Annotated in this window: 18 protein-coding genes and 1 tRNA gene; 9 read left to right on the top strand and 10 right to left on the bottom strand. The window is 70.6% G+C overall.

Features of this window, described 5'->3' with window-relative positions; translation table 11 throughout:
- Positions 1-12: 12 nt before the first annotated feature.
- Complete coding sequence (locus ACWDR4_RS38815; RefSeq protein WP_450415517.1) at positions 13-954, bottom strand: RluA family pseudouridine synthase; 942 nt, start codon at positions 952-954, stop codon at positions 13-15.
- A 668-nt stretch (positions 955-1,622) separates the two neighbouring features.
- Between ACWDR4_RS38815 and ACWDR4_RS38810 the strand changes: the two genes are divergently transcribed.
- A complete protein-coding gene (locus ACWDR4_RS38810; RefSeq protein ID WP_450415516.1) occupies positions 1,623-2,546 on the top strand; it encodes a terpene synthase family protein in 924 nt (307 codons plus the stop codon).
- Here ACWDR4_RS38810 and ACWDR4_RS38805 read toward each other — a convergent pair.
- The 3 genes from ACWDR4_RS38805 to ACWDR4_RS38795 all read right to left on the bottom strand — a co-directional run bounded on the left by ACWDR4_RS38805 (position 2,543) and on the right by ACWDR4_RS38795 (position 6,573).
- Positions 2,543-4,102, bottom strand: coding sequence for an amino acid permease (locus ACWDR4_RS38805; RefSeq protein WP_450415515.1), 1,560 nt, complete (start codon positions 4,100-4,102; stop codon positions 2,543-2,545). The two genes, ACWDR4_RS38810 and ACWDR4_RS38805, sit on opposite strands and share 4 nt — an antisense overlap.
- A 482-nt stretch (positions 4,103-4,584) precedes the next feature.
- A complete protein-coding gene (locus tag ACWDR4_RS38800; protein WP_450415514.1) occupies positions 4,585-5,433 on the bottom strand; it encodes a siderophore-interacting protein in 849 nt (282 codons plus the stop codon).
- 210 nt (positions 5,434-5,643) lie between these two features.
- Entirely contained in the window at positions 5,644-6,573 is a 930-nt protein-coding gene (locus ACWDR4_RS38795) for a 5'-3' exonuclease (protein ID WP_450415562.1), read from the bottom strand.
- A 251-nt stretch (positions 6,574-6,824) separates the two neighbouring features.
- Between ACWDR4_RS38795 and ACWDR4_RS38790 the strand changes: the two genes are divergently transcribed.
- From ACWDR4_RS38790 to ACWDR4_RS38770, 5 genes are all read left to right on the top strand, one after another.
- Positions 6,825-7,913 (top strand): quaternary amine ABC transporter ATP-binding protein, encoded by a 1,089-nt coding sequence (locus tag ACWDR4_RS38790; RefSeq protein WP_450415512.1) that lies wholly within the window; start codon positions 6,825-6,827, stop codon positions 7,911-7,913.
- Positions 7,906-9,744, top strand: a complete 1,839-nt coding sequence (locus ACWDR4_RS38785) for an ABC transporter permease/substrate binding protein (RefSeq protein ID WP_450415510.1) — start codon at positions 7,906-7,908, stop codon at positions 9,742-9,744. The genes ACWDR4_RS38790 and ACWDR4_RS38785 overlap by 8 nt, the downstream gene beginning before the upstream one ends.
- A 500-nt stretch (positions 9,745-10,244) precedes the next feature.
- Positions 10,245-10,814: a helix-turn-helix domain-containing protein gene (locus tag ACWDR4_RS38780; protein WP_450415508.1), complete on the top strand. Its 570-nt coding sequence runs from the start codon at positions 10,245-10,247 to the stop codon at positions 10,812-10,814.
- A 113-nt stretch (positions 10,815-10,927) separates the two neighbouring features.
- Positions 10,928-11,728: a methyltransferase domain-containing protein gene (locus ACWDR4_RS38775; protein ID WP_450415506.1), complete on the top strand. Its 801-nt coding sequence runs from the start codon at positions 10,928-10,930 to the stop codon at positions 11,726-11,728.
- A complete protein-coding gene (locus ACWDR4_RS38770; protein WP_450415504.1) occupies positions 11,725-12,468 on the top strand; it encodes a helical backbone metal receptor in 744 nt (247 codons plus the stop codon). The genes ACWDR4_RS38775 and ACWDR4_RS38770 overlap by 4 nt, the downstream gene beginning before the upstream one ends.
- On the opposite strand, the gene ACWDR4_RS38765 is transcribed toward ACWDR4_RS38770, so the two are convergent.
- Positions 12,395-13,570, bottom strand: coding sequence for a TDT family transporter (locus ACWDR4_RS38765; RefSeq protein WP_450415502.1), 1,176 nt, complete (start codon positions 13,568-13,570; stop codon positions 12,395-12,397). The genes ACWDR4_RS38770 and ACWDR4_RS38765 overlap by 74 nt on opposite strands.
- A gap of 70 nt (positions 13,571-13,640) precedes the next feature.
- Here ACWDR4_RS38765 and ACWDR4_RS38760 point away from each other — a divergent pair, with 70 nt between their 5' ends.
- From ACWDR4_RS38760 to ACWDR4_RS38750, 3 genes are all read left to right on the top strand, one after another.
- Positions 13,641-14,576, top strand: coding sequence for a LysR family transcriptional regulator (locus ACWDR4_RS38760; protein ID WP_450415501.1), 936 nt, complete (start codon positions 13,641-13,643; stop codon positions 14,574-14,576).
- A 432-nt stretch (positions 14,577-15,008) separates the two neighbouring features.
- Positions 15,009-16,544 (top strand): N,N-dimethylformamidase beta subunit family domain-containing protein, encoded by a 1,536-nt coding sequence (locus tag ACWDR4_RS38755; protein ID WP_450415499.1) that lies wholly within the window; start codon positions 15,009-15,011, stop codon positions 16,542-16,544.
- 85 nt (positions 16,545-16,629) lie between these two features.
- Complete coding sequence (locus tag ACWDR4_RS38750) at positions 16,630-17,541, top strand: phosphoribosylaminoimidazolesuccinocarboxamide synthase (protein WP_450415497.1); 912 nt, start codon at positions 16,630-16,632, stop codon at positions 17,539-17,541.
- A 47-nt stretch (positions 17,542-17,588) separates the two neighbouring features.
- On the opposite strand, the gene ACWDR4_RS38745 is transcribed toward ACWDR4_RS38750, so the two are convergent.
- The 5 genes from ACWDR4_RS38745 to ACWDR4_RS38725 form a co-directional block, all read right to left on the bottom strand.
- A tRNA-Gly gene (locus ACWDR4_RS38745) sits at positions 17,589-17,661 on the bottom strand.
- A gap of 57 nt (positions 17,662-17,718) precedes the next feature.
- Positions 17,719-18,330 carry a response regulator gene (locus ACWDR4_RS38740; RefSeq protein ID WP_450415496.1) on the bottom strand — a complete coding sequence of 204 codons (612 nt, stop codon included), beginning with the start codon at positions 18,328-18,330 and terminating at the stop codon, positions 17,719-17,721.
- The gene (locus ACWDR4_RS38735) at positions 18,327-19,829 is read right to left on the bottom strand and encodes a histidine kinase (protein ID WP_450415495.1); all 1,503 of its coding nucleotides are present in this window, start codon (positions 19,827-19,829) and stop codon (positions 18,327-18,329) included. Before ACWDR4_RS38735 ends, ACWDR4_RS38740 begins: the two co-directional genes overlap by 4 nt.
- Before the next feature lie 20 nt (positions 19,830-19,849).
- Positions 19,850-20,593, bottom strand: coding sequence for an ABC transporter permease (locus tag ACWDR4_RS38730; RefSeq protein ID WP_450415560.1), 744 nt, complete (start codon positions 20,591-20,593; stop codon positions 19,850-19,852).
- An 83-nt stretch (positions 20,594-20,676) separates the two neighbouring features.
- Positions 20,677-21,657: an ABC transporter ATP-binding protein gene (locus ACWDR4_RS38725; RefSeq protein WP_450415493.1), complete on the bottom strand. Its 981-nt coding sequence runs from the start codon at positions 21,655-21,657 to the stop codon at positions 20,677-20,679.
- Positions 21,658-21,887: the final 230 nt, after the last annotated feature.

Raw genomic sequence — 21,887 nt, 5'->3', positions numbered from 1 at the left:
CGGGCACCGGGGCTACCCGGCCCACTCGTCGTACGACGACCACGCTCGCAGCACCCGCGGGCTGACGAACCGGTGCTCGCGCCCCGTGACCGGATCGGTGAACTCCAGGACCCGCGCCAGCAGTTGGAGCGGACGCCGGAAGTCACCTGCCGCCACGGGGCCGGTCACCACGGGATAGAGGGGATCGCCGAGGATCGGCACCCCCAACGCGCTCATGTGCACCCGCAGTTGGTGTGTCTGCCCGGTACGCGGTGTCAACCGGTACCGGGCGAGCCCGTTCCGGTGCTCCAGCAGCTCGACCCCGCTTTCGGCGTTGGGCTCGCCCTCGACCTCGCGGGCAGCCAGGACCCCGCGCTCCTTGACGATCCGGCTGCGCACGGTGCGCGGCAGGGCCAGCGCGGGGTCGTACGGGGCCACCGCCTCGTACTCCTTCGCCACCTGTCTGTCGCGGAAGAGCGACTGGTACGCGCCGCGCTCCTGGGGCCGCACGGTGAACAGCAGCAGTCCGGCCGTGAGCCGGTCCAGCCGGTGCGCCGGGCTCAGTGTCGGGACGCCCAGCTGGCGCCGCAGCCGGGCCAGGGCGGTCTCGGCGACATGGCTGCCGCGCGGGGTGGTGGCCAGGAAGTGCGGCTTGTCGGCCACCACCACATGCTCGTCCCGGTGGACGACATCGACCGCGAACGGCACCCGCTCCTCGTCGGGCAGCTCCCGGTGGAACCAGACGAACATCCCCGGCGCGTATGCCGTGTTCCGCAGCACCGGACGCCCGGCGGCGTCCACGATCCTTCCGGCGTCCAGCATCTCGTCGATCACCTCGTCGCCGGCCGCGAGGCGGGCCACGAGATGATCCCGTACGGTCGCCCACGCATCCCCGGCCGGCAACCGCACGCGCACGGGATCCACCCCGTTGCGCTGCGGCAGGGGAGAGGGCGGGGGCGGAGTGCGGCGTCTCATCACGATCAAGCGTACGAGCAGCAAGCATCGTGAACGTCGTAACAGAACGCCTTGGCTGAAGAGCATGCCGACACCACTGGTCACAGGGCGCTTTCACAGGCCTGGGAGCAGACGAACGGTGCTTCGAGCGCTCCCGTTGTGCGCCCTTCCCGGAGGGCGTACGCCTCCGTCACCGTGGATGCTATCTGGGCCTACGTCGCCTGTTCGATTACATTTGGGTGTCGAGTCGGCCCGGGGCGGGGCAGTGATCACGGTGTCGGGCCGGTCAGGAACGTGACTGCGTCTTCGAGGAAGGCGAAGTTGTCGCGATTGTCCGGGAGGCGATGCCGTCGACAAGGGTATGGAGCACGCTTTGACGTCGGCCGAGCAATCCGCGCCCTGATCGAGGAGTGCAGGAGGTGCGTCATCCCTTCCTTCACACAGCCGCAGTTCTACGACCCGCTTCTCTCCCGACATGCGTCAGGTCAGGGTGACCGTCTCGATGCCGGTAACAGCCCTTCCTCAATTCCCGCGCAACAAAGGGAACGCCGTCCCACATGCCATCCCGAGCCTTCTATCGGTTAAGGAGCACTGTGAACAAGCGCGCAATAACGACAACGTATCCACGATCGTGGTGTGCCGGCGCGGAGTCCTCCTCCCCTGACCGGTATCAGGGGGCGGAGCGCGTCATGATGTCGTGGCTCACCGGCCGCGGGCTCATATCGTCCCAATACTCTAGCGTGCTCGAACGGGCTGAGGTAGCTCGTAACTGCGCCAACTCCTACCCTTCGGCCACGGGCCCCCAGCTGAATACGATCAGCAAGTTCCTCGGGCTCTGGTTCGCCTTCGATGATCCGGCCGAAGGTGTGGGAACGGGGGGTCGTGAGACCAAGGCCGGTCCGGCCCTGGTCGGAGAGCTGGAGCAGGAGGCGTTCGAGGGAGATCCTTTCCTGAGTGCCTGGTGGGAATTGGGGCAGGAGTTCAAGCACACCATGAGTCCGCAGTGGCGCAAGCGGTTCTCCGGCCACTTCGAGGCATGGATGTATTCCGTAGAGGACGAGGCGGATCTAAGTGCACGTGCCCGCAAGGGGCAGCCACCTCGGCCGCACGAGTACTTCCCCGTCCGTTCCTATTCGGTGGGGATAGACAACTGGATCGACCTTATCGAGTACACGCAGGGGCGTGAATTACCGGTCGACTTCTTCTCCGATCCCTGCATCCGGGAGATCTGGCAGCTGGTCCGCGTCCTGCACATCCTCGACAACGACCTTCACGGCATCACCAAGGACATGAACGACAGCTGGCTCAATGCCGTCTTCTCGATCGCGCACGAGCGAGATCTCTCGTGGGTCGATGGTGCCGCAGAGGCTGCACGACTCCACGAGGATCTCCTTGCTCGCTTCCTCCACGTCGAGGAGCGCGCCCGTCGTCGAACAGGAATCGGATGGTGGTTCGACGCGCTCCATCACATGCTTGCCGGGCTGGCGCTGTGGACGCACAGCACCCCGAGGTACAGCTCCGTTCACCGTCTGAGGGGCGAGACGCTCGAAGTGAACGTGGTCTTCACCGCGGAACCCGACAGCTCTCCGCTGCCGCTACCGGTGGCTTGTTAAGCCGGTTCACGCAGCGCCTGAGCAGGTTTCCCGGCAGAGCGCACCCGTTGTGCACGCACGAGTCGGAACAGCACCCCACCCCCCACCGTGACCCCCAAGAACAACACCGTGAACCACTGGAAGTACCAGTGCCCGCCCGCCGGGTCGTACACCGCCGCTCGCGGCCAGGCCAGGTTGACGGTCATGAAGAGGCCGTAGAGGAGGGCGAGGGCGTTGACCGGGATGCCCCAGCGGCCCAGGGAGAAGAGGGGCTTGTCCGTCTCGTCGGTGCCTGTGGTGGTGAAGGTGCCCTGCAGGCGGCGTAGCAGCAGCGGGCCCGTCACCATCGCGTACGCCAGGTACAGCATCACGATGCACGTCGTGCCGATGGCCAGGAACGCCTCCGGGGACGCGAAGTTGAGGAGGAGCAGGGCCGCCGCCAGGACGCCGACGACCAGGGCCGGGGCGCTCGGCATGCCCGTGCGCGCGTTGACCTTGGCGAGGCGGGCCGAGAAGGGGAGCTGGCCGTCTCGGGCCATGGAGAACAGCATCCGGCACGCCGATGTCTGGATCGCCAGAGTCGCCACCGCGATGGCCACCACCACGTCGACCAGCAGGGCACGCCCCACCCCGTCGCCGAGGCTGCTCGTCAGGACGTAGCTCAGGCCCTCGACGCCGAGCCGGCCGTCGGTGAGGCTCGGTGCGGCGAGCAGGCCGGCGAGGATGATCAGACCGCCCAGCAGGCCCGCCGAGGCGAGCGCGGTGAGGATCGTGCGCGGCGCGGTACGCCGGGGATTGTGCGTCTCCTCGCTCATCTCACCCGCGCTGTCGAACCCGATCATCACGTACGCCGCCGTGAACGAGCCCACCAGCAGCGCCCCGAACAGGCCCGATTCCAGGGCTGTTCCGGTGTGGAAGGTGATGCCCGGAGTGCGCTCGGAGTGGGTCAGCAACAGCACGATGATCAGGACCGCGCCGATGATCTCCGCGGTCACGCCGACCCGGTTGATCAGCGACATCACGCGGTTGTCGATGACGTTCACGAACGTCGTCAGGGCCAGGAGGAGCACGCCGAGGATCGCCGCGTTGGCCGCGCCGCTCGCCGAGGTCGGGGCCGGGTCGTCGCCGACCAGCTGGAAGCCGGACCAGATCGCGGGCATGACGACCTGGAGTGCGAGCGCCGCCGCCGCGACCACCACGATCTGCCCGATCACCATGATCCAGCCGGCGAACCAGCCGAAGGTGAGGTTGGAGAGCCGGGACGACCACTGGTAGATCGCGCCGGAGATCGGGTACTGCGCGGCCAGCTCCGCGAAGCACGCGGCGACCAGCAGCTGGCCGATCAGCACGGCGGGCCAGGCCCAGAAGAAGACGGGGCCGCCGAACGCGTACCCGAAGGCGAAGAACTGGAAGACGGTCGTCAGAACGGAGATGAAGGAGAACCCGGCCGCGAACGAGGCGTACCGGCCGAGGCTGCGGTGCAGTTCCTGGCGGTAGCCGAACTCGGCGAGGGAACGGTCGGCGGACGGCTCCGGCGGATCGGGGCGTACGTCGGAGTCAGCGGTGGTGGTGGTCACGGCGGGACCTGCCTTCGGCGCGGAATTCCTGTCGGGTGACAGAAATTAGGGAGGCGCTGTTTCGCAGGGATGTCGTGGCCGTATCGAGGCGGGGCCCAAGTCCTCACGTGCCGGTTGCGGCGGGGTGTTCGGGCGGCGGGGTGACTGGGCGACCGGGCGACTTGATGAGGCTCGGCGGCATGTTACTGGCCCGAGGGGCGTTCCCGTCCGGTGTCTTCGGGACGCGGCGTAGCCATGGTGAGGGCTCGGCGAAGGCATGGCGTGGGGTGCGCAGCCGATCTCCACCCGCCGACCACCCCGACCGGGGAGACCCGCTCAGTCGGGGCGGTGCGTTGTCGGTCCGGCCTCTCCAGGGGTCGGACCGACGGGGCCCGGGTTCTCACGGGCCCCGGAAAGCTCGCCGAAGCTCAGGACGCCGCAGGTCGGGGCGCCGCCGGTCAGGACGCCGTGGCTCAAGGCGCCCTAGCTCAAGACGCCGAAGCTCAGGGCGCCGCCGGTTCGGTGGCCTCCTGCTCCGCCTCCACCTGTGCGTTCCACTCCCGCTTCGATGCCTGCCAGCCGTCCTCGTTGTGGCCGAGGCGCCAGTAGCCGGAGATCGAGAGGTCCTCGCGCGGGATCTCGCGCTCCACCCGCAGCAGCCGGCGCAGCTCCTTCACGAAGGCCGCCTCGCCGTGCACGAACGCGTGTACCCGGCCCGCGGGGAACTCCAGGGCGCGTACGGCCTCGACGAGGGCCTGGCCCAGGGGGCGTTCGCCGCGGTGCAGCCAGTGGACCTCCACGTCGGAGTCGATCTTCTGCTCCTCCTCGGGGCCGGCGACCTCCACGAAGGCGTACGCCTTGGCGCCGTCGGGCAGCGCCTCCAGGGCGCAGGCGATCGCGGGCAGCGCGCTCTCGTCCCCGACGAGCAGATGCCAGTCGGCGTCCGGATCGGGGCCGTACGCGCCGCCGGGGCCGCCGAAGGAGACCGTCTCGCCCGGCTGGACGCGCATCGCCCAGGGGCCGGCCAGGCCCTCGTCGCCGTGCAGGACGAAGTCGAGGGTCAGCTCGCGCAGTTCGGGGTCCCAGGCGCGCACCGTGTAGGTACGGGTCACCGGCCACTGCTCGCGCGGGAACTCCGCACGGACCTGCTGCATGTCGAAGGGCTCCGGATAGGTGACGCCCTCGGCCGGGAACAGCAGTTTCACGTAGTGGTCGGTGCGGGTGCCGGCCGTGAACTCGGCGAGGCCGTCGCCGCCCAGGACCACGCGTTGCATGTGTGGAGTCAGGCGCTCGGTGCGGACGACCTGCGCGGAGTGGGTCTTCGGAGCCCTGCGTTCCGGGCGCTCTGCCATGACGGCCTCCCTGTTCCCTTTGCTTAGGCTTACCTAAGTTAGCATCTCCCCCTTGGAAATCCCTGTCACCCGAGGTGTTTTGTTTCGTGAAGACTCCTCAAAAGAGAGTGGTGTTCTCTGAGGTGAGGATGCCGTTCTCCCCGGGCGAGGGTGTCGTGCCTGGTCATGAGGCACGAGTACATCGTGCCTCGCTCCGGGGGAAGTGGTACCTCAGCTTCCGAGTGTCGTGAGCAATCTCTCCAGTGAACCGCCAAGTCCCCAGCGGGCCGCGAGCGCGTCGAGCGCCGCCGGGTCGCGAGGAGTACGCGGCACCACCGTGTTGACGTCCGGCAGCGGGACATCGCCCGCGACCAGCACGACCTTGGGCGCGACCGCGACGTACGGCCGTGACTCGTCGAGCCGTTTCCGCTGCGACGGCGTCAGCTTCGCCTTCGGGTCGTCGACCGCGGCCATGATCCCGGCCAGGTCGCCGAACTCGGCCAGCAGCTTCGCGGCCGTCTTCTCGCCGATGCCGGGCACCCCTGGCAGGCCGTCGCTCGGGTCGCCCCGCAGCAGTGCCAGATCCGCGTACCCCTTCCCGTCCACGCCATACTTCTCGCGCAGCCAGGCCTCGTCCGTCAGCTGCAGGGTGCCCACGCCCTTGAGCGGGTACAGGACACGCCTCCCGCGCGCGTCGTCGACCAGCTGGTACAGGTCCCGGTCGCCGGTGACGATGTCCACGGGGCCCTCGGCGCGGGCGGTGAACGTGCCGATGACATCGTCCGCCTCGTACCCCGCGACGCCCACGCGCGCGATCCCGACCGCGTCCAGCACCGCCTCGATGATCGGCACCTGCGGCGACAGGGTGTCCGGCACCTCCTCCTCGTCCGGTCCCACCTCGCGTTCCTCGGCGACCCGGTGGGCCTTGTACGAGGGGATCAGGTCGACCCGCCACTGTGGACGCCAGTCCGCGTCCATGCAGGCCACCAGGTGGTCGGGGTGGTGGTCCTTGACGAGCCGGTCGATGAATTCGAGCAGCCCGCGCACGGCGTTCACCGGTGTGCCGTCCGGAGCCTTCACGGACTCCGGGACGCCGAAATAGGCGCGGAAATAGAGCGAGGCGGTGTCGAGGAGCATCAGTCGTCCGGTCACGCCTCGCATCATGCCGTACGCCACTGACAGTCACCCCGGGCTGCCCGCTCTCCAGGGCGGTGTTGCTCCTGCGAAGGCCTTGTGAACTGGCCCACTCGCCCGTTTGCCCACGTCGGGCAGGGGCAGGCGCGGTCACGGACAAACCCGGTTGTTCACGCAACCGCCGTAACCGAAAGACACGACCGAAGAGCACGACCGAAGAGCACGACCGAACAGCACCACCGAACAGCACCACCGAAGTGCACGACCGAGGAGCACCCTTGTCATCCAGGCTTGAGGCCGAGCATCTGTACAAGGTGTTCGGCAGACGACCCGAGGACGCGGTGAAACGGCTCGAACAGGGAGCCGACCGCGACGAACTGCGCGACGACGGCATCACGGCCGCCGTCATCGACGCGTCCTTCACCGTGGAACCGGGCGAGATCTTCGTCGTCATGGGCCTGTCCGGCTCCGGCAAGTCGACCCTGCTGCGCATGCTCAACGGCCTGCTCGAACCCACGGCCGGACACGTCAACTTCGAGGGCCAGAACCTGACCGCGCTCGGCGACCGCGAACTGCGCGCCGTACGAGCGAGCAAGATCAGCATGGTCTTCCAGCACTTCGCGCTCTTCCCGCACCGCAGCGTCCGCGAGAACGCCGCGTACGGCCTGTGCGTGCAGGGCGTGCCCCGCGCCGAGCGCGATCGCCGCGCCGACGAGGCGCTCGCCCTGTGCGGTCTGGCCGGGTGGGAGGACTCGTGGCCCGACGAGCTGTCCGGCGGTATGCAGCAGCGCGTGGGCCTGGCCCGGGCGCTCGCCACCGACGCCGACCTGCTGCTCATGGACGAGTCGTTCAGCGCGCTCGACCCGCTGATCCGCCGGGACATGCAGGACCAGCTCCTGGAACTCCAGAAGACCCTCAAGAAGACCATCGTGTTCATCACCCACGACCTCAACGAGGCCATGCGCCTGGGCGACCGCATCGCCGTCATGCGTGACGGCCGCATCGTCCAGACCGGCACAGCCGAGGACATCCTCGTCCGTCCCGCCAACGACTACGTCGCCTCCTTCACCAAGGACGTCGACCGCTCCCGCGTCCTCACCGCGGGCGCCGTCATGGACCCGGAGACCCACGGCGACGAGGCCGACTGCGACTGCGCGACGGCGACGCCCGACACGCCGTTCGCCGAGTTGTGCGCCCTCAGCGCGCGCGTGCCCCACCCGGTCGCCGTGCTCACCGCGGACCGCGAACTCGTCGGCGTCGTACCGCGACAGCGCCTCGTCGGCTTCCTGGGCGACCGGCAGGGGGACCCCGAGTCCTGTACCGGCTCCCGCGACTCGCGCGAGGGGAAGGTGACCGCCCGTGCCTAGGATCCAGCTCGGCGACTGGGTCGACGACGGCGTCAGCTGGCTCGTCGGCCACATGTCCTGGCTCTTCGACGCGATCAAGGCGGTCGTGGAGGGCCTGTACGACGGCATCGACGCGGTGCTCACCGCCCCCGAGCCGCTGCTCCTGGCAGGCATCCTCGCGGTGGCCGCCTGGTGGCTGCGCGGCCTGGTCGCGGGCGTCCTCGCCTTCGCCGGATTCGCGCTCGTCGACTCGATGGCCCTGTGGGACAAGGCCATGTCGACGCTCTCCCTGGTGCTCGTCGCCACCCTGATCGCCCTGGTGATCTCGATCCCGCTGGGCATCTGGGCGGCCCGCTCCCGGACGGTCAGCGCCGTCGTACGCCCCGTCCTGGACCTGCTCCAGACGATGCCGTCGATGGTGCTGCTGATCCCGGCGATCCTGTTCTTCGGGATGGGCGTCCCTGCGGGTGTCGTCGCGACCCTGATCTTCGCCCTCGCCCCGGGCGTACGCATGACCGAACTCGGCATCCGCCAGGTCGACGCCGAACTCGTCGAGGCGGCCGAGGCGTTCGGCACCCCGCCCCGGGACACGCTGCTGCGCGTGCAGTTGCCTCTGGCGCTCCCGACGATCATGGCGGGCGTCAACCAGGTCATCATGCTCGGCCTGTCCATGGTCGTCATCGCGGGCATGGTCGGTACCGGCGGCCTCGGCGGCGCCGTCAACGAGGCCATCGGCCAGCTCGACATCGGCCTCGGTTTCGAGGCGGGCCTCGGCATCGTCGTCCTCGCCATCTACCTCGACCGGATGACCGGCGCACTCGGCGCCCAGATCTCCCCGTTGGGCCGCCGCGCCGCGGCGAAGGCCCGTACCGCGGGCACGGCCAAGGCCTGGAACTACCGCCCCCGCCCGGCGATCGCGCTGGCCGGTGTGCTCGTCCTGGCGCTCGTCGCGGGCGGCCTCGGCATCTTCGGCTCCGCCTCGCAGAACAGCCGGGTCACCGGGGCGGACGTGGGCCAGGGCAAGAAGGTCACCATTGGTTACATCCCCTGGGACGAGGGCATCGCCACGACGTTCCTGTGGAAGGAGCTGCTGGAGGAGCGCGGCTTCGACGTCACGACCACCCAGTACGCGGCCGGCCCGCTGTACACGGGCCTGGCCACCGGCCAGATCGACTTCCAGACGGACTCCTGGCTGCCCGTCACCCACGCCGAGTACTGGAAGAAGTACGGTGACCAGCTCGAGGACCTGGGCAAGTGGTACAGCCCCACCTCCCTGGAGCTGTCCGTCCCCTCGTACGTGAAGGGCGTCGACTCGCTCGCCGACCTCGAGGGGCAGTCGTCCAAGTTCAAGGGCCGGATCGTCGGCATCGAACCGAGCGCCGGAATGATGGGCCTCCTCAAGGACAAGGTCCTCAAGGAGTACGGCCTCGACGGCGAGTACGAGGTCGTCGACGGTTCCACCCCGGCCATGCTCGCCGAACTCAAGCGCGCGTACGCCAAGAAGGAACCCATCGCCGTGACCCTCTGGTCGCCGCACTGGGCGTACAGCGACTACGACCTGAAGAAGCTCAAGGACCCCAAGGGCGCCTGGGGCAAGGGCGACGGCGTGCACACGCTCGCCCGCAAGGGCTTCGCCGACGACAACCCCGAGGTCGGCGACTGGCTGAAGAGCTTCTCCATGACGGAGGCACAGCTCACCGGTCTGGAGGCGGGAATCCAGCGGGCGGGCAAGGGCAGCGAGCAGGACGCCGTCCGCACCTGGCTGAAGGCGAACCCCGGACTCGCCGAGAAATGGGCACCGGCCGGCGGTTCCGAGGGGAAGACCGGTGCGAAAGGGGTATCGAACAACTGAGGGAGCCGCTCAGGAGGGGTGGGTCGAACCGGACGGCACGCGCGCGTGTGCGGGTGTTTTTCCGGTGAGGCCCACCCCTCGCGGCGTTTCCGGGCGGACGGACTTGTTCCGCGTACGAGGCGGACGGAGCTGTTCCGCGTACGAGAAGGATCCGGACAACCACGGAGCGCGATGCCATCCCCTTGGCCCGGCCGCCGAGTCGGCCGGTTCCCCTGGTCAGCTCCGCCGCACGCGCGCGCGGGACGGCGCCGGGAGGGGCCGGGCGGCCCCTCCACTGGCGCGAACCGTGAGGGTCGTGCCCGACGCGGGGCGACCCCGATGTGACGGCCGCATGAAACGGTTTGACGAACATGCGTAGGGTGCAAGGAACTCATCAGGGAACGCGTCGTGCATGCTTCGGAGTCGATCCGGCGAACAGCCACCGAACACGCGGCGCGATGCGCTGTGATGGGACGTACGCAACCGGGACGCGACGACGAGCCGAGGAGGGAGCCGGAGCTATGGGCGACCACAAAGAACAGCCCCTTCGGGTGGGCGCGGCCGTCCGGCGGCGGCGCCGGGCGCTGGAGCTGACCCTCGCCGTCGTGGCCGAACGCAGCGGCCTGTCGGTGCCCTTCCTGAGCCAGATCGAGAACGAGCGGGCGCGGCCCAGCCGCAGCTCCCTGGAGAAGGTCGCCGACGCCCTGCGCACCACCGCAGTCGAACTCCTCGCGGCGGCCGACCCCGCGTGCAGCGTCGACGTCGTCCGCGCGGACGCCCTCGAACCCGCTCCCGACGAGCCCCGGGTGCGCTCCCTCGTCCGCGGCCACCAGCAGCTGCACGCCATGGAGTTCATCGGCGACCACGACGCCGGCCGCGAATTCCAGCACCGCAACGACGAGTTGATGTACGTCGCCGACGGCGCCGTCGAGGTCGAGGCGGAGGGCCGCGCACACCGGCTCGGCCGCGGCGACACCCTGTACCTGACGGGCGGGGTGCGCCACCGCTGGCGGGCGACCGTGCCGGACACCCGGGTGATCGTGGTGGCGGTGGCCGAACACATCGAGGCGGTGCAGGACGGCCGTCGCTGAGGCGTCCGGATGCTCCGGTGAACGGTGCTGAAATGCCCTTCTGCGCACCACTTCTGGGCGGTTTGGGAACCCCTGCCGTCCCTGTTGTCAGACCCTGCCCAGATACTGGCGACATGTCCGGCACCTCTGCGTACGCCTTCGACAACGCCTCCGAACACGCGGGCGGCCGTTTCGACGCCCTCCAGACCTGCTACGACCCGGTGACGTTCGCGCGACTCGCGGACCTGGGCGTCACCCCCGGCATGCGCTGCCTCGACGTCGGCGGAGGCGGCGGCTCGGTCGCCGCCTGGCTCGCCGACCACGTGGGACCCGACGGCACCGTCCTCGTCACCGACATCGAACCCCGTTGGCTGACCGGCACGCAGGCGCACGGCACCGTACGGGTGGTACGCCACGACATCACCCGCGACGACCTTCCCGAGGGCGACTTCGACCTGATCCACGCCCGTCTCGTCCTCATCCACCTGCCCGACCGGCTTGCCGCCCTCGACCGCATGGTGCGCGCCCTGCGCCCCGGTGGCCGGCTCGTGCTCGACGAGTTCGACTGCGCCTGGGTGCCGGTCCTGACGGCGCCCTCGCCCGAGGCGGCCACGCTCTTCGAGACCGTCCACGACGCCCTGATGGACCTCCTGGCCCGCGCCGGCGCCGACATCCGCTGGGGCCTTCGGACGTACGGCGCCCTGCGCGCGGCGGGCCTGACGGACGTGGCGTCGGCCACCTGGGCCGGGGCGTGGCCGGGCGGCGGGGCGGGCGTCCGGCTGCACGCGGTCAATGTGCGCCAGGTCAGAGACCGGCTGGTGGCGGAGTGCGGGGTACCGGACGCGGACATCGACGAATTCCTGCGGCTGCTCGACGACCCGGCGTTCGCCGTCAACTCGTATCCATTGATCAGCACTTGGGGAACACGACCATGAGGGTGATCTCGCTGGTGCCGTCCCTGACGGAGGCGGTCGCGGTCACGGTGCCCGGCGTCCTTGTCGGGGCCACGGACTGGTGCAGCCATCCGGCCGACCTCGGCGACGGCGTCGTCCGCGTCGGCGGCACCAAGAACCCCAAGGTCGAGCGGATCGTCGCGCTCGCCCCCGACCTGGTCGTCGCCAACGAGGAGGAGAACCGTGAACCGGACCTCGCCGCCCTGCGCGCGGCGGGCATCGAGGTGCTCCTCACGGAGGTACGGGACGTGCCGCAGGCCTTCCGGGAACTGGAGCGGGTGGTGACGGCGTGCGGGGCGAGCGCGCGGCCCCGGTGGCTGGACGAGGCGGAGACGGCGTGGTCGGCACCGGAGCGCTGGTGGCCGACGGCCGGGGAGGGCCGTACGACCGCTGTCGTGCCGATCTGGCGGCGCCCTTGGATGGTCCTCGGGCGGGACACCTTCGCCGGTGACGTGCTGGCGCGGCTGGGGGTCGACAACGCGTACGCGGACCACGCCGAACGCTATCCGCGCATACCGATCGAGGAGTTGGTGGCCGCTGCCGCGCCCGGGATGGTCGTACTGCCGGACGAGCCGTACCGCTTCACGGCCGAGGACGGGCCCGAGGCCTTCGAGGGGGTGCCCTGCGCGCTCGTCAGCGGGCGCCATCTCACCTGGTACGGGCCGTCGCTGGCCGAGGCGCCACAGGTGCTGGGCGAGGCCCTGCGAGCAGCTCACCGCTGACCAGCCCCCGGACGGTACGGACGGCGGCGCCGCCCCAGGCGGTGACGAGCAGGACGTACAGGGCGACGGCGAGCACGTCGAAGGCCGCGAGCCCGGTGTGCCGGCCGAGACTTGCCGCGCCGGTGACACAGGTCCCCACCGGGAAGGTGAAGGCCCACCACGTCATCGCGAAGCCCATGCCCCGGCGCCGGGCGCGCACCACCAGCGCACCGGCGAACGCGAGCCACAGCAGGGCGAAGCCCATGACGGGGACGCCGTAGAGGACGGCGACGGCCGCGGCGATGGCATGCGGGACGGGTACGACGCCGGGGGCGAGGTCGGCGACGTTGCCGGCGGCGGTGGTGGACTGGCCGAGCGGGCCCAGGGCCAGGAACAGGGTCGGGGTGAGGACGAGCGGAAGCGGGGCGGTCGTCGACACGAGACGGGCGAGGACGAGCGGCAGCATCACCAGGGTCGCGAGCAGACTCAGCCCGAACATGGCCAGGCAGCCGAACAGCAGCGCCTGCTGCTCCTGCCCCGGCGGGAGATGGGGGACGAGCAGCGGACCGAGTGCCGCGGACACCATGGGCGCGACGACAGGGAGCAGCCATACGGGGCTGGGGGCCCCGCCGCGTACGACCAGGAGGTACGGGACGGCGACGGCGGCCACGAGCCCGACGACCGTCCCGGCGGTGAACAGGACCGCGTCCAGGGCGAGGGCGGCGGGGAGGCCGATCCAGTCCCGCCCGACGACGAGGGCGCCGCCGCCGACAGCCGTCAGGGCCATGGCGAGACAGCCGTAGAAGGGTGCCGTCGCCGGGTCGAGGAGGTGGGCGCGGGCCTGGTCGTGGTGGTGGGTCCAGTGCAGGGCGCGGGCGCAGAGCAGCGCGAGCAGGAGGGCGAGGGAGAGGGCCCAGACGGCCGTGCAGGCGGTACGCAGTCCCGGGATGCCGTCCGCGCCGGGGAGACCGGCGCCCGCCGTGCCCACGATGGCGGTGCCCATGACGGGGGCGTACCAGTTGGGGCCGAGGTGGCGGAGGGCGCCGAGGGGGAGGGGGCGAAGGGCCTGGGTGTGGGGGTGGGTGTGGGGGTGAGCGAAGGTGGCGGGGGCTGCGGTGGCCATGTCCTCACGGTCGCGCGGGGTGGGGATCGTCACCAGGTGGTTCCGGTGAATGAGGACATAAGCTGGATCTATGGGTGATGTGGAGGGCAGGGCGGAGGGCAGGGCCGCGCGGTCGACGGGGGTCGCGCACCGGGTCCCGGATCTCGGCGCGATGGAGCTGCTGCTGGCGGTGGCCCGGCTGGGGAGTCTCGGGCGGGCGGCGCAGGAGCTGGGCGTCACTCAGCCTGCCGCCAGCAGCCGTATCCGGTCGATGGAGCGGCAGCTGGGCCTGGCCCTCGTGGACCGGTCGCCGCGCGGATCCCGACTGACGGACGCGGGTGTGCTCGTCACCGACTGGGCCCGGCGGGTCGTGGAGGCGGCGGAGGCGTTCGACGCCGGCGCGCAGGCCCTGCGGGTGCGACGCGACTCCCGGCTGCGGGTGGCGGCGAGCATGACGATCGCCGAGTACCTGCTGCCGGGCTGGCTGCTCGCGCTACGGGCTCTCCGCCCCGAGACGGCGGTGTCGCTGCTCGCCGGGAACTCCGCGACGGTGGCCGAGCGGGTCCTGGCGGACGAGGCGGACCTCGGCTTCGTCGAGGGGACGGGCGTGCCGAGCGGGCTGGACTCGGCGGTCGTCGCGAAGGATCGGCTGATCGTGGTGACGGCGCCCGGGCATCCGTGGGCGCGGCGGCGGAAGCCGGTGGGGGCGGAGGAGTTGGCGGTGACGCCGTTGATCCTGCGGGAGGAGGGGTCGGGGACTCGGCAGGTGCTGGATACGGCGCTGGGTGGGTTGGCGCGTCCGCTGATCGAGCTGTCGTCGACGACCGCGGTGAAGGCGTCCGCGGTGGGTGGGGCGGGGCCGGCGGTGTTGAGTGAACTGGCGGTGGGGGAGGAGTTGTCGACGCGGAGGTTGGTGTGTGTGCCGTTGGCGGGGGTGCGGTTGGATCGGGAGTTGCGGGCGGTGTGGCCGGTGGGGCATCGGCCGACGGGGCCGGCGCGGGAGTTGTTGGGGTTGACGCGGGGCTGAGGGCGGGTTTTTCTCGCCCCCGCCGCCCCTACCCGTCCCATCCTCGGGGGCTCCGCCCCCGAACCCCCGTTATCGCGCTGAACGCGCTTGTCCTCAAACGCCGGACGGGCTGACTGACTCAGCCCGTCCGGCGTTTGAGGACAAGGCCCGTTCAGGGCCGTAGCGGGGGTCTGGGGGCGCAGCCCCCAGGGGCGGCGGGGGCGAAGGAAAAACCGGTCGGATTCCACCCTTCCGCTTCTGGTCAATTAGCGACGAACGGTGACGGACTGCGTGCGTAATGTGATGTGCTGGGACCGATCGCGCACATGGCAATCGCTCGGGACATAAGACAGCGGGGAACAGCACCACGGGGAACAGCACCGCGGGACACAGCACCGCGAGACGCAAGACGCACGCACACACCTGACGGGGGAGCCAGGGAGGGAAGCAGTCATGGGGTCGCAGCCGATCCGCCGCTGGGAGTCGGGAGCACTCGCGCACGCCGTCACGGACCCCTTCGGCCTGGGCCCCGTCCCCTGGCTCCGAGGCAGCGAGACCTACTTCGACGACACGGGCCACGTAGTCCCCTGGTACGTGGACCCCTTAGACCCCACCCCCAGCCCCACCGCCACAGGCACCACCGCCAGAATCCCCACCCCACGTACCCCCGGTACCCCCCGCACCACCCCCCGCCCCACCGGCGGCCCCCGAGCCGCCGACGACGTACGCCGTCAGATCAAGGGCTTCGCCTCCACCGGCCCGGCGGCCCCCGGCGAGGCCATCGACTTCCACATCACCGTCGACCCGCCCCAAGAGTTCGCCGTGGACATCTACCGCATCGGCCACTACGGCGGCGACGGCGCAGCGAAGATCACCACCAGCCCCCGCCTCTCCGGCATCGTCCAGCCCCCGCCCCTCACCGCCGACCGCACCGTCTCCTGCCACCACTGGTGGCTCTCCTGGCGCCTGCAGATCCCGTCGTACTGGAACATCGGGGCGTACGTCGCCGTACTCACCACCGTCGACGGCTACCGCTCCCACATCCCCTTCACCGTCCGCGACAACCACCCCGCGGACCTGCTGCTCCTCCTGCCCGACATCACCTGGCAGGCGTACAACCTCTACCCGGAGGACGGCCACACCGGCGCGAGCCTCTACCACGCCTGGGACGAGGAGGGCCGACTCCTCGGTGAGGCCGACGCCGCGACCACCGTCTCCTTCGACCGTCCGTACGCCGGTGCCGGCCTCCCCCTCCACGTCGGCCACGCCTACGACTTCATCCGCTTCGCCGAGCGCTACGGCTACGACCTCGCCTACGCCGACGCCCGCGACCTGCACGCCGGCCGGGTCGACCCCACCCGCTACCGGGGCCTGGTCTTCCCGGGCCACGACGAGTACTGGTCCTCGGCGATGCGCCGCACCACCGAACTCGCCCGGGAGAACGGCACGTCCCTCGTCTTCCTCTCCGCCAACACCATGTACTGGCAGGTGGAGCTGGGCCCGTCCCCCTCCGGCGTCGCGGACCGCCTCCTCACCTGCCGAAAGCGCCGCGGGCCCGGGAAGCCTGCCCTCTGGCGCGAAATCGACCGGCCCGAGCAGCAGTTGATCGGCATCCAGTACGCGGGCCGGGTCCCCGAGCCCACCCCCCTGGTCGTGCGCAACGCCGACCACTGGATGTGGGAGGCGACCGGCGCCCACGACGGCGACCAGATCGAGGGCATGGTCGCCGGCGAGGCCGACCGCTACTTCCCGCGCACCCAGCTCCCCGAGCACGAGGACCGCATCCTCCTCGCCCACTCCCCGTACGCCGACAGCGAAGGCGCCCTCCGCCACCAGGAGACCTCCCTCTACCGGGCCCCCTCCGGCTCCCTGGTCTTCGCGTCCGGAACGTTCGCGTGGTCCCCGTCCCTGGACCGCCCCGGCCACGTGGACGCCCGTGTCCAGCGGGCCACCGCAAACCTCCTGGACCGCATCTGCAAACGAGACTGAGACCCGGCCTCCCAACCCCTGGCGTCGACGGACTCTCCGCATACGGGAGAATCGACCCACTTGGACATCACCACGGGGAGGAACCGTGTCCGGATTCGTAGAAAAGCCCGAGCCCCTTCAGGTTCCGGGTCTGGTGCATCTGCACACCGGCAAGGTGCGCGACCTGTACCAGAACGAGGCGGGCGACCTCGTGATGGTCGCCAGCGACCGTATCTCCGCCTTCGACTGGGTGCTGCGGACGGAGATCCCCGACAAGGGCCGCGTCCTCACCCAGCTCTCGCTCTGGTGGTTCGACCAGCTCGCGGACCTGGCCCCCAACCACGTCCTGAGCACCGAACTCCCGCCGGGCGCCCCCGCCGACTGGGCGGGCCGCACCCTGATCTGCAAGTCCCTGCGCATGATGCCGGTGGAGTGCGTGGCCCGCGGCTACCTCACCGGCTCCGGCCTCACCGAGTACAACGCGTCCCGTACGGTCTGCGGCCTGGCCCTCCCCGAGGGCCTGGCCGACGGCTCGGAACTCCCCGCCCCGATCTTCACCCCGGCCACCAAGGCGGCGGTCGGCGAGCACGACGAGAACGTGTCGTACGAGGAGGTCGCCCGCCAGGTCGGCGCCGAGTCCGCCGCCGAGCTGCGCCAGGCGACCCTCGCCGTCTACTCCCGCGCCCGCGACATCGCCCGCGACCGGGGCATCATCCTGGCGGACACGAAGTTCGAGTTCGGATACGAGACCACGGCGGCCGGCGAGACCCTGATCCTGGCCGACGAGGTCCTCACCCCGGACTCGTCCCGCTTCTGGCCGGCCGACGAGTGGGAGCCGGGCCACGCCCAGCCCTCGTTCGACAAGCAGTTCGTACGGGACTGGCTCACGTCCGCCGAGTCCGGCTGGGTCCGCGCCAGCGAGCAGCCCCCGCCGCCGCTCCCGCAGGAGGTCACGGACGCGACCCGCGCGAAGTACATCGAGGCGTACGAACGCCTGACCGGAGTCAGCTGGACGTAGCGCACGACGAAGGCCCCGGTCCACTGGACCGGGGCCTTCGACTGCTGAGCGGACGACCAGGTTCGAACTGGCGACCTCAACCTTGGCAAGGTTGCGCTCTACCAACTGAGCTACGTCCGCATCGCGTCCCGCACACTGTCGTACGAACCTGCCGTACGTGCCGTGGCGCGAGAGCAACTATACCCAACCCCGACGCCGGGCGAGCCGCACCGCCGCATGCCGGTTCTCCGCCCCGAGTTTGGAAACGGCCGACGACAGATAGTTCCGTACGGTCCCCTGCGACAGCGCGGCCCGTTCCGCGATCTCCGCGACCGGCGCACCGTCGGCGGCGAGTTCGAGGACCTCGGCCTCGCGCGCGGTCAGCGGCGAGTCCCCGGCGGAGATCGCGTCGGCGGCCAACTCGGGGTCGACGTAACGGTTTCCGGCGTGCACGGTACGGATGATCTCGGCGAGCCGCTGCGCGCTGACCGTCTTGGGGACGAACCCCCGCACACCCGCCTCAAGCGCCCGCTTCAGATGCCCGGGCCGGCCATGGCTGGTCACGATCAGCACCCGGCACTCCGGCAGTTCGGCCCGCAGCGATGTGGCGACCTTCACACCGTCCGCGCCCGGCATCTCAAGATCGAGCACGGCCACGTCCGGCCGGTGCGCCCGGGCCATGGCCAGCGCCTCGGGCCCGGTCGCGGCCTCGGCGACGACCACGAGATCGTCCTCCAGAGCGAGCAGCGCGGCCAGCGCACCCCGGATGAGGTGCTCATCGTCGGCGAGCAGCAGCCGCACCCCACTCATGAAGAGACCTCACTCACAACAAACCCAGCACCGGACCCAGCACCCGGACCCGATCCAGACCCCGCACCTGAACCAGTCCCCGCCCCCGAAGCGGCCCCCGCAGCGGCCCTTGATCCGGCTCCCGCATCAGGACCCGATCCAGACCCGGCCCCTGATCCGGAGCCCGCCCCCGAACCGGCCCCCGAATCAGTCCCCGATCCAGCCCCCGACCCCGCAGGCAAAGGCACAGTAGCGACCACCCGAAACCGCCCCTGCCCCTCACCTGCACCTGCACCCGCACCCGAACCCGCATCCCGGCCCTCCCCCACAACCCCCGCCTCCAGCCGCCCCCCAACGGCAGTCAACCGCTCCCGCAGCCCGACAAGCCCCGACCCCGAGCCCACCCCCGCCCCCGACTGCGCCCCGGAGCCCTCGCCGGACTCCCTGCCGCCGTCGGTGACCCCGTCGTTCTCCACGGTCAGCACCACGCACCCGTCCCCCACTCGCACCCGAACCCCGCACCACCCGGCATCCCCGTGCCGCAGCACATTGGTGGTCGCCTCCCGGACCACCCACCCGAGCGCCGACTGCACCTCGGCCGGCAGCCCGACCGCCTCGCCGGTCACCTCGCAGGAGATCCCCGCGGCGGTCAACACGCCCCGCGCGCCCAGGAGTTCCGCACCGAGGTCGGCCTCGCGGTACCCCCGTACGACATCCCGTACCTCCCGCTGCGACTCGCGTGCGATGCGCTGCACCTCGATCATCTGGTCGACGGCCTCGGGCCGTTCGCGTCGGGCGAGCTGCACCGCCAGCTCGCTCTTGAGGGCGATCACCGCGAGGTTGCGCCCCATCACGTCGTGCAGATCGCGCCCGAACCGCAGCCGTTCCTCGGCGACGGCGAGCCGGGTGCGGGTCTCGCGGGCCTCGTCGAGTTCGTACACGACCTTGAGCAGCCAGACGGAGAGGGCGCAGGTGAACGCGATGAACCCGGCGCTGAACAGCACCGCGACGCCCGTGCCGACGGACTCGCCCGCCGGGCGACCCAGCAGGAACGACACGGCGGCCGAGCCCACGGCCAGGCAGGCCACCATCACCAGCATCCGCATCCGGCCGCGCATTCCGAGGGAGATGCCACCCGCGCCGAAGGACACCACCCCGATGAACAGCGAGGCCGCGCCGGTCTCCAGGTCGTCGCCGCCCGGCCCGTGCGTGACCAGGACGAGGGCACCGACACCGATCAGTACGGTGACGATGCCGAGCGCGACCATCAGCCGTACGGGCTGCTCCCGGGTCCCGCAGATCCAGTCCAGCGCCCGGGAGGCGGTCACCGCGCCCAGCACGGCGTGCCCGCACACCACCAGCGACAGCCACAGCGCGAGCCGCACGTCCAGCAGCCCCAGCACGGGCAGCCCGATCGCGGTGATCTCGACGAGGGCGATCATATGGAAGGTCCAGCGGGTGTACGTCTCCACTTTCGCCGGCGTGCTCTTGCGCCCCCACCAGCTCCCGGGCCTGCGCATTTCCCCTGCCCCCGTCCCCGTCAGCGCCGTGGTTCCCAGCGGAACCACCGTCGTACAGCAAACACCGACAGCACGGTCCAGGCCAGGCCGGTCAGTACGGCGCCCAGGACCTCGTACGCCGACAGGTCACCGGTCCAGGCGCCGCGTACGAGCGTGATCGCCGGTGTCAGCGGGAGGAGTTCGCAGAAGGACGCGACCCGGTCGGGCAGCACCTCCAGCGGGACGGTGATCCCGGAGCCGAGGAACGAGACGAGCATCAACGGCAGCGAAGTGACCTGCGCGCTCTCGGTGGTCCGGCTGAGGGCGGCGGTGAGCGCGGCCAGCGCCACACACGTCGCCAGTCCCAACAGCAGCCCGATGACGGCGAGTTGGGGCGCGGACGGCGCGTCGAGGTCGAGCAGGACGGCGCAGCCGATGGCCAGCAGCACACTCTGTACGAAGCCTGTCGTGGCCGCCGGGAGCGCCGCCCCGGTGAGTATCTCGACGTCGCGCAGCTCGCCGGTGCGCAGCCGTTTGAGGACGAGTTCCTCGCGCCGGGCGGTGTAGACGCCGACGAGGCCCGCGTACACGGCGAAGAGGAGCGAGAAGCCGACCGAGGCGGGCAGCATGACCGTCCCGATGTTGAGCCCGACCTCTTTCAGGTCCATGTCCTGGGTGCCCGACCGCACGCTGAACGGCAGCACCAGCGGCACCAGCAGGGCCGTGACGAGCATCCCCTTGTTCCGCAGGAACAACGTCAACTCGGCCTGCGCCAGGGCCCGCATCCGCCCGGCGGGAGTGGTCGTACTACCAGTACCCGTGCGACCAGTACCCGTACTACCCGTGCTTCCCGTACCGACAACCGCACTCACGCGACACGCTCCTCAGCCACAACAGAACCTGCTGCCTCCGTCGACCCTGCCGACGCCTCCCGCGCGATCCGCAGGAACGCCTCCTCCAGCGAGGCCGACCGCACGTCCAGCCCCCGCAGCTCGACCCCGGCCCCCTCGGCCCAGACCAGCAACCGCGTTGCCGCGCGCTGGAGTTGATGGGTCCGCAGCCGGACGACGCGCCCCTCCTCCTCATACCCGCTCACGCCGAGCGAGTCGAGCGGCGGCAGGTCCCCCACGAAGTACCCGTTCGGCAGCTCGAAGGAGATCCGGGACGGCTGCGAGGCGGTCACCTCGGCGGGCGTACCGGCGGCGGCGATGCGCCCGTCGTGGAGGATGGCGAGCCGGTCGGCGAGATCCTCGGCCTCCTCCAGGTAGTGCGTGGTGAGCAGTACGGTCGTACCGCCGGCGCGCAGTTCCCGTACCAACTCCCAGGTGTCGCGGCGCCCTTCGGCGTCGAGGCCGGTCGTCGGTTCGTCGAGGAACAGCACCTCGGGGTTGCCGAGAAGGGCGAGCGCGAGGTCGAGGCGCCGCCGTTCACCCCCGGACAGCTGCTTCACGCGTACGCCGGTCCGCCGCTCCAGTCCGACGAGCGCGAGCGCCTCCGCCTCGGGCCGCGCCCCGCTCGTGCACCCGGCCCACATCCGCGCGGTCTCGCCGACGGTCAGGTCGGACGGAAAGCCGCCCTCCTGGAGCATCACACCGGTGCGCGGCCGTACGACGGCCCGCTCGGCGTACGGATCATGGCCCAGCACCCGCACGCGTCCCCCGGCCGGTGGCGCGAGCCCCTCCAGCAGCTCGACCGTGGACGTCTTGCCCGCGCCGTTCGTGCCGAGCAGGGCGAAGATCTCCCCACGGCCCACGGAGAAGGACACCCCGCGCACCGCCTCGAACCCGCCCCCGTACACACGCCGCAGGTCAGTGACCTCAATCACGTGTTCGTGTTCGTTGGTTTCCATGCCTTCAGCATCCCGGCCGGGGGGAGGGGCGGACAGTGCGTGGTGTCATCAGCGCACATGACAAATGTCAGACGCCGATGGAGCCGATGGAATGGGAACACGTCGAAGGCCCCCGTCCACTGGACCGGGGCCTTCGACTGCTGAGCGGACGACCAGGTTCGAACTGGCGACCTCAACCTAGGAGATCGGAAGAGGGTCGGGGTGGGCAAGATGTTATACAAAAAGGTGTT

The sequence above is a fragment of the Streptomyces sp. NPDC000878 genome (genome assembly GCF_053599695.1).
The sequence above is the reverse complement of the archived record's forward strand: the minus strand, read 5'-3'. Positions and strand labels throughout refer to the sequence as shown.

What these genes read in the sequence shown, in the direction of transcription:
- ACWDR4_RS38815 (WP_450415517.1), bottom strand. Translation starts at nt 954, where the DNA reads ATGAGACGCCGCACTCCGCCCCCGCCCTCTCCCCTGCCGCAGCGCAAC.
- ACWDR4_RS38810 (WP_450415516.1), top strand. Translation starts at nt 1,623, where the DNA reads ATGATGTCGTGGCTCACCGGCCGCGGGCTCATATCGTCCCAATACTCT.
- ACWDR4_RS38800 (WP_450415514.1), bottom strand. Translation starts at nt 5,433, where the DNA reads ATGGCAGAGCGCCCGGAACGCAGGGCTCCGAAGACCCACTCCGCGCAG.
- ACWDR4_RS38795 (WP_450415562.1), bottom strand. Translation starts at nt 6,573, where the DNA reads ATGCGAGGCGTGACCGGACGACTGATGCTCCTCGACACCGCCTCGCTC.
- ACWDR4_RS38780 (WP_450415508.1), top strand. Translation starts at nt 10,245, where the DNA reads ATGGGCGACCACAAAGAACAGCCCCTTCGGGTGGGCGCGGCCGTCCGG.
- ACWDR4_RS38775 (WP_450415506.1), top strand. Translation starts at nt 10,928, where the DNA reads ATGTCCGGCACCTCTGCGTACGCCTTCGACAACGCCTCCGAACACGCG.
- ACWDR4_RS38770 (WP_450415504.1), top strand. Translation starts at nt 11,725, where the DNA reads ATGAGGGTGATCTCGCTGGTGCCGTCCCTGACGGAGGCGGTCGCGGTC.
- ACWDR4_RS38765 (WP_450415502.1), bottom strand. Translation starts at nt 13,570, where the DNA reads ATGGCCACCGCAGCCCCCGCCACCTTCGCTCACCCCCACACCCACCCC.
- ACWDR4_RS38760 (WP_450415501.1), top strand. Translation starts at nt 13,641, where the DNA reads ATGGGTGATGTGGAGGGCAGGGCGGAGGGCAGGGCCGCGCGGTCGACG.
- ACWDR4_RS38755 (WP_450415499.1), top strand. Translation starts at nt 15,009, where the DNA reads ATGGGGTCGCAGCCGATCCGCCGCTGGGAGTCGGGAGCACTCGCGCAC.
- ACWDR4_RS38740 (WP_450415496.1), bottom strand. Translation starts at nt 18,330, where the DNA reads ATGAGTGGGGTGCGGCTGCTGCTCGCCGACGATGAGCACCTCATCCGG.
- ACWDR4_RS38735 (WP_450415495.1), bottom strand. Translation starts at nt 19,829, where the DNA reads ATGCGCAGGCCCGGGAGCTGGTGGGGGCGCAAGAGCACGCCGGCGAAA.
- ACWDR4_RS38730 (WP_450415560.1), bottom strand. Translation starts at nt 20,593, where the DNA reads ATGCGGGCCCTGGCGCAGGCCGAGTTGACGTTGTTCCTGCGGAACAAG.
- ACWDR4_RS38725 (WP_450415493.1), bottom strand. Translation starts at nt 21,657, where the DNA reads ATGGAAACCAACGAACACGAACACGTGATTGAGGTCACTGACCTGCGG.